Annotated in this window: 14 protein-coding genes; 9 read left to right on the top strand and 5 right to left on the bottom strand. The window is 43.1% G+C overall.

Annotated elements, in window-relative coordinates; genetic code table 11:
* Positions 1-46 precede the first annotated feature (46 nt).
* The 5 genes from MKY63_RS20120 to MKY63_RS20140 all read left to right on the top strand — a co-directional run bounded on the left by MKY63_RS20120 (position 47) and on the right by MKY63_RS20140 (position 6825).
* The gene (locus MKY63_RS20120; RefSeq protein WP_339809712.1) at positions 47-1672 is read left to right on the top strand and encodes a helix-turn-helix domain-containing protein; all 1626 of its coding nucleotides are present in this window, start codon (positions 47-49) and stop codon (positions 1670-1672) included.
* 132 nt (positions 1673-1804) lie between these two features.
* Complete coding sequence (locus MKY63_RS20125) at positions 1805-2818, top strand: iron-hydroxamate ABC transporter substrate-binding protein (RefSeq protein ID WP_339809714.1); 1014 nt, start codon at positions 1805-1807, stop codon at positions 2816-2818.
* A 156-nt stretch (positions 2819-2974) separates the two neighbouring features.
* Positions 2975-4489, top strand: coding sequence for a spore germination protein (locus MKY63_RS20130; RefSeq protein ID WP_094902289.1), 1515 nt, complete (start codon positions 2975-2977; stop codon positions 4487-4489).
* The gene (locus MKY63_RS20135; RefSeq protein WP_038572463.1) at positions 4486-5691 is read left to right on the top strand and encodes a Ger(x)C family spore germination protein; all 1206 of its coding nucleotides are present in this window, start codon (positions 4486-4488) and stop codon (positions 5689-5691) included. Before MKY63_RS20130 ends, MKY63_RS20135 begins: the two co-directional genes overlap by 4 nt.
* A 36-nt stretch (positions 5692-5727) precedes the next feature.
* Entirely contained in the window at positions 5728-6825 is a 1098-nt protein-coding gene (locus MKY63_RS20140) for a GerAB/ArcD/ProY family transporter (protein ID WP_038572462.1), read from the top strand.
* Between the two features lie 6 nt (positions 6826-6831).
* On the opposite strand, the gene MKY63_RS20145 is transcribed toward MKY63_RS20140, so the two are convergent.
* The 3 genes from MKY63_RS20145 to MKY63_RS20155 form a co-directional block, all read right to left on the bottom strand.
* Positions 6832-7062: a hypothetical protein gene (locus tag MKY63_RS20145; RefSeq protein ID WP_036676096.1), complete on the bottom strand. Its 231-nt coding sequence runs from the start codon at positions 7060-7062 to the stop codon at positions 6832-6834.
* Positions 7063-7204: 142 nt separating this feature from the next.
* The gene (locus MKY63_RS20150) at positions 7205-8221 is read right to left on the bottom strand and encodes an ABC transporter substrate-binding protein (protein ID WP_339809715.1); all 1017 of its coding nucleotides are present in this window, start codon (positions 8219-8221) and stop codon (positions 7205-7207) included.
* 103 nt (positions 8222-8324) lie between these two features.
* Positions 8325-9911: an AraC family transcriptional regulator gene (locus MKY63_RS20155; RefSeq protein ID WP_051490902.1), complete on the bottom strand. Its 1587-nt coding sequence runs from the start codon at positions 9909-9911 to the stop codon at positions 8325-8327.
* A 149-nt stretch (positions 9912-10060) separates the two neighbouring features.
* Here MKY63_RS20155 and MKY63_RS20160 point away from each other — a divergent pair, with 149 nt between their 5' ends.
* The 4 genes from MKY63_RS20160 (at position 10061) to MKY63_RS20175 (ending at position 13738) form a co-directional block, all read left to right on the top strand.
* The gene (locus MKY63_RS20160) at positions 10061-10420 is read left to right on the top strand and encodes a (2Fe-2S) ferredoxin domain-containing protein (protein WP_036676102.1); all 360 of its coding nucleotides are present in this window, start codon (positions 10061-10063) and stop codon (positions 10418-10420) included.
* A gap of 243 nt (positions 10421-10663) precedes the next feature.
* Complete coding sequence (locus MKY63_RS20165) at positions 10664-11818, top strand: AI-2E family transporter (protein WP_036676105.1); 1155 nt, start codon at positions 10664-10666, stop codon at positions 11816-11818.
* A gap of 19 nt (positions 11819-11837) precedes the next feature.
* A complete protein-coding gene (locus tag MKY63_RS20170; protein ID WP_036676107.1) occupies positions 11838-13310 on the top strand; it encodes a carboxylesterase/lipase family protein in 1473 nt (490 codons plus the stop codon).
* 23 nt (positions 13311-13333) lie between these two features.
* Positions 13334-13738: a VOC family protein gene (locus MKY63_RS20175; RefSeq protein ID WP_036676109.1), complete on the top strand. Its 405-nt coding sequence runs from the start codon at positions 13334-13336 to the stop codon at positions 13736-13738.
* Positions 13739-13786: 48 nt separating this feature from the next.
* Here MKY63_RS20175 and MKY63_RS20180 read toward each other — a convergent pair whose 3' ends face one another.
* The gene (locus tag MKY63_RS20180) at positions 13787-15289 is read right to left on the bottom strand and encodes an N-acetylmuramoyl-L-alanine amidase family protein (RefSeq protein ID WP_036676366.1); all 1503 of its coding nucleotides are present in this window, start codon (positions 15287-15289) and stop codon (positions 13787-13789) included.
* Between the two features lie 207 nt (positions 15290-15496).
* Positions 15497-16669: a substrate-binding domain-containing protein gene (locus MKY63_RS20185; protein WP_036676115.1), complete on the bottom strand. Its 1173-nt coding sequence runs from the start codon at positions 16667-16669 to the stop codon at positions 15497-15499.
* Positions 16670-16683: the final 14 nt, after the last annotated feature.

A 16683-nucleotide genomic window follows, 5' to 3' on the forward strand; every position in this document is an offset into this window, starting at 1 on the left:
TCTATTTTATGGGTTATTAAGTCTAGCAGTCTGGAAGGGAGCAGGAATGAAGCTATCAAATAATAACCCGGTTCATAGAATTTATCTGTTAAAAGAGGCAGGGAAACGCCAATGCGGCGGCGGTCACATCAATAAACCCCAGATTGCCCAGTCCCCACTCTTCCTGACACCAATAGAAGCTATCGTTCAAATAACCATAGAAGGAGAGACAGTAGCTCTTAAAAATGGTGAAATTCTTTTTCTAAGCACAGGTGTGACTTATCAAATTAATGCTCCATTAGAGACTGTTATCTCTGTTCTAGCAATCTCCTATGAGGTATATGGGCTAAGCAATAGCACGGAGCAAGAATTGGTCTATGGACTTTGCCGTGAAATTTTTCCGGTCAATGGGATTTTACCTATACGTACGACGAATAAAATAACCCGTTTATTCAGCGAATTGGAAGATGTTGCTGCCAATAATTTAGAAGCACAGGCAGATAGAATTCAATCCTTGCTGTATCAGCTACATCAACTGGTCGTAGAGGCTGACGCTGAAGCAGACATTACGGATAGTTCATATTTCAGAATGCTCGCTTATATCCACCAGAATTTCCAAAAGGAGATTACGCGGGAGATGATGTCTCGAATGATGGGCTTCAATCCTCGTTATTTCTCAGTATGGTTCCGCAAGCAGACGGGTTGGAGCTTCACCGAATATGTAACTCATTTAAGAGTAAATAAAGCGAAAAAACACTTGATGTCCAGCAAAGCAACAATACAGGAAATTTCGCAAAAAGTTGGCTATACAGATGGACTATATCTGAGCCGCAAATTCAAGCAAGTCACCGGGATGACCCCAACAGAATTCCGTTTACGTCCCAAACCGAAGCGGATAGTAGCGTTACAATTTTTAGGGGATTTACTTGCGCTGGGAGTGAAGCCTGTCGCGGTTGAAGAAGATGTGATGAACTACTCATTGCTTTTGCTGCCGGAACTGGCGGGTGTGCGATCATTTGAGTTGCAAGGATGTCCGGCGGAAGCGGACTGGTCTGGGCTAGAAGCCGATCTAGTTATTGCACCGACCTATCTGAGCCCTCGTCAGCTTAAATGCATGGAAAAGTTGGGTCCACTAGTTACTGTGGAGTGTGATAAAATGGACCGCCTGGAACAGATTCGTTTATTCGGCAGACTGCTGGGAGAAGAGGAGCGGGCAGAGGCATGGATAAGGCACTATCATTTGAAAATAGATTTGGCCAAGCAGCGCTTGTCCTCATTAATTGAATCTGGTGAAACGGTAGCGGTGTATGAGATTAGGCAAGATAACAGTATTTATATCTGGAATTATACAGCCCGAGGGGTGTACAATCTGTATCCAATGCTGGGGTTAACTCCACCGGACAAGGTAAGGTCAGATGTTCTAGAGCGGGATGATCATTTATGCATCTCACTGTCGGAATTGCCAATATACGCGGCTGACCATATGTTTGTGGTTGTATCAGGACAAGAGGACTGGATGTCGAGAACACGTAAACGGATTAGTAAAAGCGCGGTTTGGCGCAATCTTCCAGCATTCAGGAATGAATGCATATATTACCTGAAGCTTGAGGAATTTTGGGGCAGCGAAGGGCTTGCGCTCGAACGCCAGCTGGAAATACAGACAGATTTGTTAACCGGCCATAAATTAAGCTGACAATCGTCCATAGCTAAATTGATGTATTAGCGTGTATATATGTTTTTCCGCGGAGACGGTATATTAAACAAAGATCTTAATGATATTGATTATCAATATCATAATAATATAAAGTCTCAAGGGGGATTTACATTGTACAGAATTATATCGTTAGGAAAAACAAGCATGATAGCTGTTATGCTTACGCTGGTGCTGCTGTTGAGCGCATGCGGACAAGCTGCTAATCAGGGGAATGCTCCAGCTAGCACGTCGGCTACTAATAATGATTCTGTAGTTGCCAGCACGGAGCCGGCTGCTGATGCAGAGTATTGGACGTACGAAAGCGACAAAGGCCCGGTGCAGATCCCACGCAATCCACAAAGAGTTGTGATTCCGGTACAAGACTTTATTGGTGATCTTCTGACGCTTGGCGTGACGCCCATTGCCGTTGCCGGGAATGACATCTTGAACCATCCATATTTCAAAGAGGCGCTGACAGGTGTAGAAGTAGTAGGCGATGACATGACGGTGTCCCTGGAGAAAATAACGAGCCTCGAACCGGACTTGATTATCACTTATCAGGAAGATACCTATGAGCAAATCTCTAAGATTGCTCCGACTGTCTTTATTCCTTGGGGCAAATACGACTATAAGGAACGATTGATCGAGATCGGGAAAATCTTGAACAAGGAGCAGCAGGCTGTAAAGTGGGTGGCGGATTTCAATCAGAAGCTGGAAGCGAAAAAAGCGGAATTGGCTGATCTGATCGCAGCTGACAAAAAGGTGGCGATCTTTGAAATTGCCGGTAAAGAGCTGTATTTATACGGTTCGTCATATGGGCGCGGTGGAGAGATTATATATAACGGATTGGGGCTGCATGCACCTGATCTTGTCCAAGAGGCAGCCTTTAAAGAAGGCTGGGCTTCCCTCTCACTTGAAGCGTTGCCCGAGTACTTAGGTGAAGCTGATTATATCTTCCAAGGCTTCAGCCGTGGTGTGGAGCAGGATAAGCTGGACATTCTGGACAGTGTCTTCTGGCAGAACCTACCTGCTGTCAAGTCGGGTCATGTATTCACCTACGATCTAAAAACTTATTATCTATCCGATGCTTATGCGCTGGACAAGCAGCTGGATGAGATAGTTACGTTGCTGAAGTCTCTTCAATAAGTTAATTTCAAAAGAGTAAAAGGGGATGTTCGCTGAGCTATAGTAGCTCAAGGACATCCCTTTTGCGTATTTATATTCCAAGTTAAGGGAGGTTATAGATTCCATTTGTTGCATAAAAAAGCGGTGTAGAACAAATAGTATGAGCAGGAGGTGTTAATGATGGACCCCTTTAACTCTACTATTTTGGACGATAATCTTAAAGAGCTTCAAGAAAGGCTTGGCCATAGCCCTGATATTGTTATTCGTAGAATTAAATCCACTACCACACAGGTTGAGGTAGCTGCTGTATATATTGAGGGATTAATAGAAAAATTAATGGTCAACGAGTTTGTGGAGCATGCGATGTCGTTCGATAAGCTAAGTGAAGAAAACCCGGTGGTAACATCCGCTGAAGATATCTTTTTGTATATGAAAGAAGTGGCGAGAGGGATCGGAGAAGAACAGACACTTGAAGATTGGGATGTGCTTTTTGAGGCTTTATTCTCTGGTGATACCATTCTTTGGGTCAACGGGATAAGGGCAGCTATCAGAGGGAATACAAGCGGCGGTGAGGTTAGAGCGGTATCGGACGCTACAACTCAAGTAGCCATTCGTGGCTCCAAGGAAGGCTTCACAGAATCTATTGGGACGAATATCTCTCTGGTGCGCAGGAAAATAAAAAGCCCTAATCTCTGGGTGGAGTCGATGAAGATAGGTGACGTCACGCAAACGAATGTATCTATTATGTATATTCATGGAATCGTCAATGATAATACCTTAAAGGAGCTCAGAACTAAGCTGCAAAGCATTGATATAGACGGGATTCTGGAATCTGGATACATTGAGCAATTTTTAGAAGATACTCCCTTTTCTCCATTCCCAACATTATATAATACGGAACGTCCTGACAGTGTTGCAGGAAATCTTTTAGAAGGTCGAGTTGCTATTTTTGTGGACGGGACCCCGTTTGTGCTGATTGCACCTACAACCTTTTTTATGTTTTTACATGCCGTAGAAGATTATTACCAGCGTTATGATATTACGACTTTGATCCGATTATTGAGATTTATTTGCCTTGTTATTTCGTTATTTGGCCCAGCGTTATTTATTGCAATTCTAAACTTTCATCAAGAAATGATCCCAACGGCCTTACTTATTAATTTTGCTTCACAAAGGGAGGGGGTTCCATTTCCGGCTTTTATTGAGGCTATGCTGATGGAATTTACCTTTGAGATTATACGTGAAGCAGGAATTCGTATGCCATCCCCTATAGGCCAAACTGTGTCGATCATTGGGGGCTTAGTGTTAGGACAGGCAGCCGTACAAGCCGGTATTGTCTCTCCTGCAATGGTTATTGTAGTTTCACTTACAGGAATATCCAGCTTTGCTACTCCCGCTTTTAATATGGCTCTTTCCATACGTATCTTGCGTTTCATCATTATGTTTATCGCAGCCTTTATGGGGCTTTATGGAATAACGATCTTTACTTTTATTTTGGTTGCTCATATGTGTAGCTTGAAATCGTTGGGTTTTCCGTATATGTCTCCATTTGGTCCTTTTATCGCTGAGAATCAGAAGGACTCGATCTTGCGTGTGCCCTTGAAATATATGAAAACTCGGCCGCGTCTTGTTAGCCAAAAAAATAATACTCGACTTAAGGTGAATGATGGGAAGCCGGGGAGTGGCAAATGAAGGTCGGATGGATGATGCGTTCATTTATTTGTATATGCTGCTTAATGTTGCTGACAAGCTGCTGGAACAGTCGGGAATTAAACAATTTAGGCATTGTGACTGGTATAGGTGTGGATAAGGTGCCGAATAAAGAGGAATATCATGTTACTTTTCAGATTGTGAATCCATCCTCAACAGCCACAAGTGCAGGAGCTAGCACCGGACAACCCACGGTCACTATTTATTCTTCTACGGACCGTACGATCTTTGGCGCTTTTCGCAAGACTTCAAAAAAGGCGGCAAGACAGATGTTTTTTGCACACACGCAGCTATTAGTTTTAGGCGAATCTACAGTGAAGAGCGGTATTGATGGGATTTTTGACATCTTTGAAAGGTCCCATGAGCTGCGGCTCAACACGAATGTTATTGTAGCCAGAGATACGGAAGCATCCTCTATTCTGAAACTATTGCTTCCCGTAGAAAGCCTGCCTGCAATTGGGATTATTAAAAAGAGTAAAAATACCGCTAGAATATATGGAGAAAGCCGGGATATCAATGTTTTTGAGCTAATTAATGGTCTCAGTGGAGAAGGGTCAGTGGTGATATCCGGAGCCAGAATTCTTGGAGACGCTGAAGAAGGAACTAAAAAATCCGGGATGGAGCAAACTAAAGTAAAAGCACTTGTCACAATGAGCGGGCTTAGCGTATTGAAAAAAGGGGTTTTTCAGGGGTGGCTGGATGGCCCTCTTGCTCGGGGGGCACTATGGGTACAGAACGAGATTAATGAAACCAGTATTAATGTAGATTCAAATGAGGTTAAAGATTCGATAGCCGTTAACATTAATTATTCAAAAACAAAAATTAAGATTGAACTCCGCAATAAAGTACCCGTCATTCATGTAAATGTTGTGGAAGAGGGGACGCTTAGTGAGGCACAGAGTTATATTGAGCTAAGTGATAGAGAGGTAATCGTTCAGTTGGAACAACAAGTGGCTCTTAAAACTAAACAGGAAATAACCCAAGCCTTACAGGCTGCTCAAACTATGAAATGCGATATTTTCAATTTCGGGAATGAACTGAAGCGCACAAATCCAAAAGCATGGGAGACTGTTAAGGACGATTGGGAGTCAGTGTTCGCGGAAGCGGAAGTGGATGTTTCTGTAGAAGCCTATATTCGCAGTGTTGGAATGAGATTAGAGCCGAAATTGTTAAAGGAAAAATGAAAGTGTTCAGTGAGAAAGGTGGGAGAAGGCCACTTTATGAAAAAAGAAACCATCAGCGCGAGTCAATTATTTGCTTTGATTTTTTTGTTTGAATTGGGAACGGCCCTTGTGGTACCGATTGGACTTGAAAGTGGCCATGCTGTCTGGATTGCTATTCTGTTAGCTTTGCCCGGTGGACTTCTTTTGTATTTGATTTATGTTTATTTATACCGGCAATATCCGGGCATGATTATTAGCGGTTATACAAGAAAGATACTGGGCAATGTTATAGGCTGGCCGTTAAGCTTAACATATATTCCAATCCTTCTCTTCAATGGCTCCCGAAATCTGCATGAATCAGGTGAGTTGTTAATAGCTGCTTCTTACGACAGAACACCCGTGTTCATCATTTATGCAATGATGGTTGTTGCGGTAATTTACATCTTAAATAAGGGGATTGAGGTGTTTGCGCGGGCGGCTGAGATTTATATGCTGATTATAATATTGTTGGGCTTGACCAGTTGCTTTTTGGTTATTGCCGCCGGACTTGTAAAACTAGATAACTTGTTTCCGTTACAGGCCTCGGATTGGAAGAATGCATTGAAATCAGCCTATCTAAATATATGGCTATTTCCGTTCGGGGAGATGGTATGTTTCACTACGATTTTACCTCATATCAAAAAAACCAAGGTAGCAAAAAGAACCGGAATCATCGCAATTACTTTATGCGGATTATTACTCAGTTTTACCCATGCCATCGAAATATCCGTTCTAGGAACAGAAATCTACAGTAGAGCCAATTTTCCGATGTTCACTACGATAACGTTAGTAAACCTGGCCAATTTCATTCAACGTTTGGACGCGCTTGTGCTCTTAACCTTAATCATTGGAGTCTTTTTTAAAATGTCAGTATATTGCTACGCTGCAATGGTAGTCACCGCGGATCTATTCAAGGTGCAAGACAGCAGAAAGCTCGCCGTTCCCGTTGGTATTGTTGTTTTGTTCGGGGCTTTTATTAGTTCAGCGAATTATCCGATACATATGGACGAAGGAAGGATATTTCTGAAATATATTTTGCCGTATTTCTGTGCCGCTGTACCTATTCTCTTGTGCATCGTTCATTACATCCGCAGAAAATTAGGGAGCATAGGTTAGTTTATTTTATTTGATGGATTTATTGCTTCTATTTCGGATAGAGGATGTAATTGTAATAACAAAAGGTAAGGAGATAAAAACGAGCATAGTTATTGATTCCTGTATGCTTGTAGCTGCAAAGGAGTCATAGATCGTCCGCATTGAAGCGGTGAGGTTTTCTCCTGATAAAAGGTCGATGATTACTGCCATCAGCAACCCCATAAAAGCAAGCATGAAATATAGTAATAGTAATTTCATATTGATCAACTCCATTTGCTAGATTAACCTTAGGCTAAATGTATTATTACCTCTTGAGTGTGTTTGTAGTCAAAAGAAATAACAAATCCCCTACTGCTCCAACGTTGTTGGAAGCAGTAGGGGATTCTAATTTAAGCGCATTTTATTGTATAAGCCAAGCAGCCAGTTCTTCGGTCTGGGATAACACGGCAATTGGATCATAGTACCAAGACCGTTCTTCTTTCCATACATAGAGATGGCCATTTTTTACAGCGGGTAGGCTACTCCAGATTGGATCAGCTTTGTAATCAGCTTCTGTACGGTTATTGGAAGTTAAGATAATATAATCTCCTGCGTATTTAGCGAGTGCCTCTGTAGAGATTTCCGCCCATTGCTTCTCCATAATTTCTGCGGCCACAGCTGTAGGGGGCTTACGACCCAGCGCCTGATAGACAGGCTGTCCGCCTCGGCCAAAGTTATCGCCATAGGCCCAAATGGATTTTTCGCCGTCTTCCATGATGGAAAATGTTGCATCTGCAGGGATTACTTTGTCTACTTTGGCTTTAGCTTCAGCTATCCGTTTGTCGTAATCTGCAAGCCAGCTTTTGGCTGCCTCTTCCTTACCAAGGAGTTCTCCGAAATAGGTTAATTCGGCATGAGCATCTTTCAGATCACCATATGGCACAACGATGGTTGGAGCAATTTTGCTTAGTGCTTCATAGCTTTCAGCTTGTCCAGAAATAATCAAATCAGGATTAAGTGCGATGATTTTTTCAGGTGACATTTTGCCGTAAGTTCCAGTGTCTGCAACTCCAGTAAGTGCCTCCTTAAAATACATATTCTCCAGTGTTAATCCGGGAGCACCAACAGGAATGGTATCTAGCGCAATCAGACTGCCCAGATATTCCTCAGCGACAATCCTTTTAGGTTGAACAGGGATTTCAATATCACCATTTATAGTAGTGACCTTTTTAAGAGCAGCTGTTTCCGTAGTTTCTGTTGGTTGACTAGTTTCGGTAGGTACTGCAGTTGCCGATGATGTGTTGCTGGTGTTACTGCCTGTATTCCCCACAGAATTATTGGAATTCCCGCAAGCTGATATGACTAGAATTAATGCCAGCATGAAGGGAAAAAGAAGCCAATGGGTTTGTTTGGAGCTATTTTTTCCTGGATTATGCAATTTGTTGTTCCCCCTATGTATATTGATTATCATTCTCAATAAGAACTTTACAAGCTTCACCGGGTATTTACTATGGACGGATATGATCTCAGCTTATGCAAATTTATGATGTCATTACCCGTAGCAATTCTTGAAGCTGTGCCTGTGAGGACAGTGGGTCAAATCCGTAGAACATATCAGCCTGGTTCAGAATATATACCCGTCCGTTTCGGACTGCATCTAATTGCTTCCAAGCTTTAGAATGTAGTAGGCGAGTAAAACGTTGTCTTCCCTCAGATGATGAAGGGATGCTAGTGATAATAATATGGTCAGCAGGAAACGATACGATATCCTCAATAGATGCCTCTAAGTACCCGGAATCTGTGATCCCTTTTTCAATAATTACGGAGGGGGGCTTGAAGCCAAGATCACCGTATAGAATTTGGCAACCTCTGCCGAAGCTGCTACTGAAACAGTAGGCGGATCGGGAGCTAACCTCCCACACGATAGCCGTACCTCTCTCCATTCCTATAGCATGGTTTAATAACCCGTTGGCGGTAAGACAAAGTCTGTCATAATGACTTAGCCACTGTTCAGCACGCTGTCGTCGATTCACAACCTCGGCAATCAGAGCAAATTGCTCTCGCCAACTCATTTGCATAAAGGGCAGCTCGATAACCGGAGCAACAGGAGTCAGAATCTTATTGTCGGGTAGACTGTAGCCGATAATGACATCTGGTTTTACCGCAGCTACTGAGTCATAGAGTAATGAAAATTTACCTTCGCTCATTTGAAGCTGTTTGGAAGCGGGAACTTGTTCCAAGCTATGTTGCCATTCGGAATAAACCCCGAGTTGAGGCATGATTTCCAGTACTCGCAGGCTAGCGGTGTGATTATAGTTCAGGGCAACGACCCGTTTATTCTTATTCTGGTAGGCTGTAGGTGAAACGCCAACAAGCTGCTTGAATTTTCGGCTCAAATAAGTTCCCTCTTCGTAACCAACCTCATGTGCCAATGTTGTCAGATTGGGAGAACTGGTGAGGATTCGTTGCTGGGCTTTACGGATTCTTAGTAGTGTAATATAAGCACTGAAGGATAGACCTATTGATTTGCGAAAGGTTCGCGAAAAGTGCTCGGGGCTCACTTCAGCTAAAGCAGCCATTTGATCCCGCGTGATATCTTCATTGTAATGAGCTTCTATATACTCAGTCACCCGTTCCATCCAACTGCTTGATCTTTCTTTATGGGATGTCAGTTCACCATGAAGCTCCACGATGAACTGGGTGAATAGCTGCTGGACCCTAAACGGCTTTTGTTTATCAGCGTCTATCCAGGCACTGTAAAGCTCACCTGCCAAGGCTATCAAACGAGTGGAGGCATGGTGGACAGGGGAGTTGTCATTTATAAAAATGTCCTCATTTTTACTCTGGGGTATACAGGAATACTCAATCCATATCCCCTTTAACTGTAATTCAGGTTCCATCTTCAATAAAGAAGAACTACTAAGGGCTATTAAGCTTCCGGCCATGACCTTGTGTATCTTACCGTCTATTTCAAGAAAACCTTTCCCATCCCAGATCATCATAAGGCTGGAATTAGTAGAAGAAATGTTTGAGGCTGAGTAGTTGGTTATTCCCGATAAGCTGATGACCCGAAGGGGCATATAAAAAGGATGGGATGGATAAGGCATCCCGTCAGATTGGATCTGCATGTAGTAATCCCCTTCTTTTCATTGATAATCATTCTCATTTATAGTATAACAGTCTTTCTTACTATTGACTATAATGATGCTTATGATAGTGTTTAAAATAATCCACGAACGGAATAGGGTTAGCTGATAAGAAGGGGTTGAAGTCATCCATGACGACCTGGAATTTACAAGGAACTGTAAGTCACTTATTAATATGTAACGGTAGCAGCTGCAAGAAACACAAAGGTGAAGAGGTAGCTGAAGCGATAGAAGACGAGATTGAGAAGCAGGGCGCACAAAGTCTTATACATACGACTGTGACCCGTTGTAATGGAAGATGTTCAGATGCTTGTGTGGTGATCGCTTATCCCGAAGGTGTGTGGTACAAAGAGATTACACCTAAGCTGGCGAAATCATTAGTGCGGAAACATTTGCAGGGGGAGAAGCTTGAAGATCACTTGTTATACACCTATGATGGACAATTGATTGCTTCAAATGAAAAGGGCGCTAAAGGGAAAAAGAAAAAATAGCAAGGCTTGTAAGTACCTTTTAGCTGCGGTTCTAACCCTGTACAGAGGAATATCTCGTGCAGGGTTATTTATTTATAAACAGGGGAGGATTATGATTGAATCGGATCATGACCAGACTCGTAATAGGACTGTGTGCTTAATTAAGGACATCAAATTTGACTTGCAGGGCTAACGTTGACTATGCTATTAAAAAGTGAATGAAATAACACAGTATATATGATGGTTTATAGGGGAGAGGGTACGATGGAGAGGCTGCAGGTGTGGCCAGAGAAGTTCAAAAAATTTTTTCTGAATAATAAATTTGTAGTAGTGCTGCTCATTATGCTGCTGGTTGGAATTAATATTCTGGTATTCTCCAAAATACCGTTTATTTTTAAGCCGATATCAGTATTGCTGCACACCGTGGCCGCACCATTATTACTGGCAGGTATAGCTTATTATTTGCTGAATCCGTTGGTAGATCGGATGGAGAAAAGATCCCGAATAAAACGTGTATATGCAATAATCATCCTATATTTGTTGATTGCTGGTCTCATCACGCTGGTTTTGTTTATGGTCATTCCAATTATACGGACTCAGCTATCAGGTTTGATCGACAATTTTCCAAGGTATAGTGAATTAATTCAAGAACGGTTTATGGATCTGACCGGAACGGAGTTCTTTGGGCAAGTTCAAGATAGTATCGGAACGAACCTTAGTGAGATAACATCTAAGATTACGGCGTGGGGCAGTTCTTTTCTGAATAATGCCTTGACGGGTGTTGGCAGCTTTGTAGGAGCCCTTACAGAGATTGTCTTGGCGGTTGTAACGACGCCATTTATTTTGTTCTACTTGCTTCGCGATGGAAAAAAATTGCCGGATTATATTCTGAAGTTTGTACCTACTTCTCTGCAGCCGCAGACTCGTATGGTCATGTCGGAGATGAACAGTCAGGTATCCTCTTACATACGCGGGCAAATTATTGTCAGCTGCTGTATTGGTCTGCTGCTCTATATTGGCTATTTAATCATTGGTTTGGAATACTCTCTCGTTCTGGCTATTGCTGCTGCTTGTACAGCAGTTGTTCCTTATCTGGGCCCGGCAATCGCGATTACACCTGCCCTAATTGTGGCGATGGTCACTTCTCCATTTATGTTGTTGAAGATGATTATCGTGTGGACAGCTGTTCAGCTGATTGAAGGGAAATTTATCTCACCACAGATCATGGGCAAGACGTTGAAGATTCATCCGATAACCATTATTTTTGTAATTATATTCGCAGGTAAAATGTTTGGAATTCTGGGGATTATCCTTGCAGTTCCGGGTTATGCGGTACTTAAGGTGGTATTTACACATCTTTTTGAATGGTTCCGGTTTCGATCCGGCTTATATAAACAGATTGAAGAGAATAAGGAATAATGTGGAAGGGTGAAATGTAATGGGAGCACCAATAGCAGTAACCTCTTATGGTAAGCTTCAAGGAATACAGGAGGGGGAAGTGAACATTTGGCGCGGGATCCCTTTTGCAGCTCCACCTGTTGGAGAACTTCGGTTTCGTGCACCACAGCCACCAGAAGCCTGGGATGGGATTAGAGATGCTTCTGAATTTGGTCCGGTTAGTCATCAGCCAGCGGATACGAGAGGTACTCGGTTCGGTGGCAAGACGCCGCTTCATTCCGAGGATTGTCTGTATTTAAATATTTGGGCGCCAGCAGTTCATGATGAGCCCCTGCCTGTTATGTTCTGGATTCACGGGGGGACGTTTGTGACCGGGGCTGGAAGTCAGCCGCAGTTTGACGGCACAAGCTTCGCTGAGCGCGGCAAAGTAATTTTAGTGACCATTAACTATCGGCTGGGTCCATTTGGATTCATGAATTTGTCTCCATTTGGCCATGGGCTTGCTTCTAATCAAGGATTATTGGATCAAATCGCCGCGTTGGAATGGGTAAAGCTGAATATTGCTGCTTTTGGCGGGGACCCGCAGCGGGTAACTATATTCGGAGAGTCAGCAGGGAGTATGAGTATCGCAGCTCTTTTGGCCATGCCAGCAGCGAAGGGGTTGTTCGCTGGTGCGATTATGCAAAGTGGAGCTGCTCAGACACTGCCTTCCGAGCAAGGAAAGTACATTGCAGCGGCACTGCTAGCTGAATTAGGGATTGCTCCAGATGGAGATGCCAGTCTTCTGCAAACATTTTCTTCTGAACAAATTATCGATGCAGCCGCAAGAATGACTAAAAAGTTAACGGGTGGCTCAATTGGCATGTTATTTCAGCCTGTCATTGATGGGGATACACTTCCTGTAGAACCTGCACAGGCTGTGGCAGAAGGATCGGCACATGGTATTCCGCTATTGATCGGAACCAATCGTGATGAGGGCAACTTGTTCTTCAGAGAAGAATCACCTGAGGCAGACTTTGACGAATCACTTAAGGCGCTGGAGCAGATGATGGGTACTGGGAGTCTGAAAGAGATTGCTAACCATTATTCTTCCACCTGGGAGGGACAAGCCGAAATTCTAACGGATCTTTACTTCTGGGCAGCCTCGGTGTCTCTAGCGGAAAACCAATTGAATTATGCACCTGTCTGGATGTACCGTTTTGACGGCACGATCCCAGGTCATCCTTTGTTAAATAAAGCTGTGCATAGTGCAGAAATCGTTTATGCCTTTAATAATCTATCTCATCTAACCCATCTTAGGGCAGAAATTAATCCAACAATGCAGAAGTTGGCTGAGGTTATGCATGACGCTTGGATTGCTTTCGCTCATCAAGGAAATCCGGCTACAGCTGCGAGGTTATGGCCGAAATACAATCTGGAGGAACGGGCTACCTTGATCTTTGATGAAGATACGCATGTAGCTTATGATCCTGAATCAGAGAAACGCAAAAGAATTGTCACTATGCTGGCTTAAGAAGATTGAGAGGCTGAATAAAAATGCAGGTAGAAGGCTTTAACCATGTGACCGTAAATGTCAGTAATTTAGCAAATTCCCTGAATTTCTACACAGGAATTCTGGGCCTTCAGCTAGTTCATAGAGGTAAAACTGATGCTTATCTGGAATGGGGAAGTGCCTGGATATGTCTTCTTGAAAAGTCTGATTATATGGCGATTGCAGATAAAGGGGTTGGGGTAGACCATATCGCTTTTAGTATTGCAGAGGAACATTTTGAGGAAGCCGTCCAAGGATTGCAAACCCAGAATGTGCTCATAATTAGAGGGCCAATCAAACGGGGTATAGGCTGGACGGTCAATTTTCTAGATCCAGATGGTATACAGCTAGAGCTGCATACCTCGAATCTGCGGGAACGAATGAGTGTTTGGAACACTGCTACCGAATAAAAGATGGGTGTCCTATCAGCCTAAACGGCTAATGGGACACCCATTTTTTTAACGACCTAAATATTCTTTGATTCCTAAAACTACTGCTTCGGCTATTTTATTCTGGATGTCCGGGGTAAAGAGTAATGCTTCATCCTTGGTATTGCTTAAGTAACCACATTCTAATAATATTGCAGGCATTTTGGTTTCTCTTGTTACATGATAGTTAGCTTGACGAACCCCTCGGTCCTGCAGTCCTGTAGCAACTGCGAGGTATTTGTGAACGGTTTGAGCGAATAATAAGCTATCATTACGTGTGTAATAGGTCTCTGTGCCACTAGGATTACTTTTACTGCCCGCCGGAATACTATTGGCATGAACAGAGATAAATAGATCGGCTTTTACATTGTTGGCGAGGTTAGATCTGTCCTGTAGAGTTGGGTATGTATCGCCACTGCGCGTGAGTATAACCTCGATATTTGGTTCTTTCTTTAGTAATTCTGCAATTTTCAGTGCTGTCGGCAAGGTGAAATCTTTCTCTTTAAGCTTGTTAACACTTGAACTCCCTGGATCTTTCCCACCATGTCCTGCATCAATGACGATTATCTTCTTGTCTGTGTTGCCGGTAGAAGGTGGAGGAGTTGTAACCGGTACTTCTGGTAAGGTGGTTTCAGGAAGCGTAACGCTAGTCCCATTTAGATCCACAATAATAAGTCCATCGTTAGCATTTATCAGACTGTAGCTATTAGCGCTGTTTAGATCAATGACGATCCGAATGGTCGATGGGGAACTGCTGAACAATGAATAGCGAACGGCAGTAACATTAGGATAGTCGGTAACCGTTAACTGTCCGCTTTGGTTCTTTCCTACGGACAGATTCTGATGGAAGTCGGTTCCAAAGCCAGTATTCGGTAAATCCACGACAATTCGGTCTTTGTCTGTCATAGTGAACACGGTAGGTTTTATACTGCCGTTCACTGCAATAACCAGCTGGTTGTCGATGAAGCTAAGATTGGTGACTGTAGCTACTGAGCTATTCCCTTCAGTTGCTGTATTCCCGTTTGATCCGTTGTCTGAAGGTGCTGTTGGAGTGGGTTGTGGAACCGTAATTTCCGGATCGCTTCCCCCAATCTCAGGTACTGGAGAGGTTAAATATACGGTTTTGGTTACATTGTCCCAACCGACAGTAGTTCCTGTCTGTTCCCCAACAAATCTTAAAGGAACAAGGGTTGTGCTGCCACTGAGAAACGGAGGGTTGTCCAGTTTGACTTGTTTCCCTGAAGCTTCTGCCATCGTATTATCCACGATCAGCTTTAAAGTAGTTCCCTTTTGCTCAATGATCGCCGTCTTGGCCACATTATCCCATTTCACGGTATAACCAAGCTGTTCCGCAACAACACGAAGAGGAACCATTACACTGCCATTTACAATTTGTACCTGTGCTTCTTTTGAAATCTTAAGATCGTTGCCGTCTAGGTTGATGTGTGTTTCCGCAGAGCCGGCATAACCAGTTCCTGGATGAACCAGCACCAACAAAAGCAGCAGTAACGCCAAAAAACCAAACTTTTTCATCTGCAATCCCTACCATCCCCGTTTATTGGTCTCTAGCAATTCTTACTTTTTCTTCCTTTGATGCCGTTTAAGGCTCGTATAAAGTATAAACGACAATAGTTTCCAAAAGTTGCGCTCTACAACAAATAAAAAGGAAAATTTTCGGTATAAAAATAGAAAAAGAGCCTTCCCAAACATTTGGGATAGCTCTCATTTGATAGAGGGATTTTATTTTAACGATGTATAACCTGTTTTCTCTACCAATTTCTGACCTTGAGAAGATTGAATCCAATCCAGAAAGGGCTGAATATTAGGGTTGTCGCTTCCCGCGGTCACTGCATAAAATTCTGTTGCCAAAGGGTACTGTCCACTACGAATACTTTCCTTGTCTGGTTGAATACCATCGATGGCCAGCAGGGCTATTTCCCCGTTTCGATTCATTTCTGAGGCGTAAAATAAGAAGCTGTAGCCCAGTGCATTTTTATAGTTGCGATAGCTGGAGGTTTGTTGAATGATACCGCTCATAATATCCGCTACGTCTTCTTGAGGCGGCTTCATGAGTGGAGTGTCCTTCATAAACTTTTGCAACATCGTCTGGCTTCCGCTATCTTCAGGTCGTTGAAAAGCACGGATTCGGTTATTAGCTCCGCCTACATCTTTCCAATTTGTGATCTTGCCTGCGTAAATATCTTTAAGTTGAGCGGTGGAAAGTCCGGTTACGTCGTTTCGTTTGTTTACAAAAAATACGAAGGCCTCGCGGCCGATCGGCGTTAGCTTCAGTTCGACACCTTTGCGCTTAGCTTCTTTTTGTTGTGCAATTGACGGAGCCGCTACAAATATAATATCGGTTTCTCCTTCAATTAATCTCTTGTAAGCTTCAGGTGTGCTGCTGCAAATTACTTGACTTGCTTGAAAATCATACGGATTATAATAACCCTCAGGATAAGTAGTTTGAACGAAAGCTGAATACAGTGGATAAAGTGCGGTTGCGCCGTCCAATCTTGGAAGATCGCTATCGATATGATAGGAAGAAGGTTCGTCCAGATTCACTGCTTTGGTCTTCTCAGCAAAGGGTTCATACTGTAGCAGATTAACCTCCCGATCATCGACCATGGCAATTCTGTTGACGTACGCTTGCTTGATCTCATATCCTGCGGTCGCGAGCAGACTAAGTCCGAGGATAGATAACAATACAATATTGCTTGTTCTTCGGGACAACACATTAAATATGATGAGTACAACATAGATGGCTAATACGATTGCTAAGATCGCCACAAGTGGGGTATAAAACAGCAGTCCTCCGTAAAGCGCAGTAATTATAGCACCTATGAATCCTAAAAAGGCTATTCCTCCAACGGCAAAGATGGAGAACAATAACTTCGTCCAGAATGCTTCTTTCATAACAACCTCCTCGA

The sequence above is a fragment of the Paenibacillus sp. FSL R7-0189 genome (assembly GCF_037969925.1).
Taxonomy (GTDB): Bacteria; Bacillota; Bacilli; order Paenibacillales; family Paenibacillaceae; genus Paenibacillus_AQ; species Paenibacillus_AQ odorifer.

Excerpts from the sequence above, each read along its gene's own strand:
- MKY63_RS20175 (WP_036676109.1), top strand. The coding sequence starts at position 13,334 with ATGCAGGTAGAAGGCTTTAACCATGTGACCGTAAATGTCAGTAATTTA.
- MKY63_RS20135 (WP_038572463.1), top strand. The coding sequence starts at position 4,486 with ATGAAGGTCGGATGGATGATGCGTTCATTTATTTGTATATGCTGCTTA.
- MKY63_RS20160 (WP_036676102.1), top strand. The coding sequence starts at position 10,061 with ATGACGACCTGGAATTTACAAGGAACTGTAAGTCACTTATTAATATGT.
- MKY63_RS20120 (WP_339809712.1), top strand. The coding sequence starts at position 47 with ATGAAGCTATCAAATAATAACCCGGTTCATAGAATTTATCTGTTAAAA.
- MKY63_RS20140 (WP_038572462.1), top strand. The coding sequence starts at position 5,728 with ATGAAAAAAGAAACCATCAGCGCGAGTCAATTATTTGCTTTGATTTTT.
- MKY63_RS20165 (WP_036676105.1), top strand. The coding sequence starts at position 10,664 with ATGGAGAGGCTGCAGGTGTGGCCAGAGAAGTTCAAAAAATTTTTTCTG.
- MKY63_RS20170 (WP_036676107.1), top strand. The coding sequence starts at position 11,838 with ATGGGAGCACCAATAGCAGTAACCTCTTATGGTAAGCTTCAAGGAATA.
- MKY63_RS20185 (WP_036676115.1), bottom strand. The coding sequence starts at position 16,669 with ATGAAAGAAGCATTCTGGACGAAGTTATTGTTCTCCATCTTTGCCGTT.
- MKY63_RS20180 (WP_036676366.1), bottom strand. The coding sequence starts at position 15,289 with ATGAAAAAGTTTGGTTTTTTGGCGTTACTGCTGCTTTTGTTGGTGCTG.
- MKY63_RS20130 (WP_094902289.1), top strand. The coding sequence starts at position 2,975 with ATGATGGACCCCTTTAACTCTACTATTTTGGACGATAATCTTAAAGAG.
- MKY63_RS20155 (WP_051490902.1), bottom strand. The coding sequence starts at position 9,911 with ATGCAGATCCAATCTGACGGGATGCCTTATCCATCCCATCCTTTTTAT.
- MKY63_RS20145 (WP_036676096.1), bottom strand. The coding sequence starts at position 7,062 with ATGAAATTACTATTACTATATTTCATGCTTGCTTTTATGGGGTTGCTG.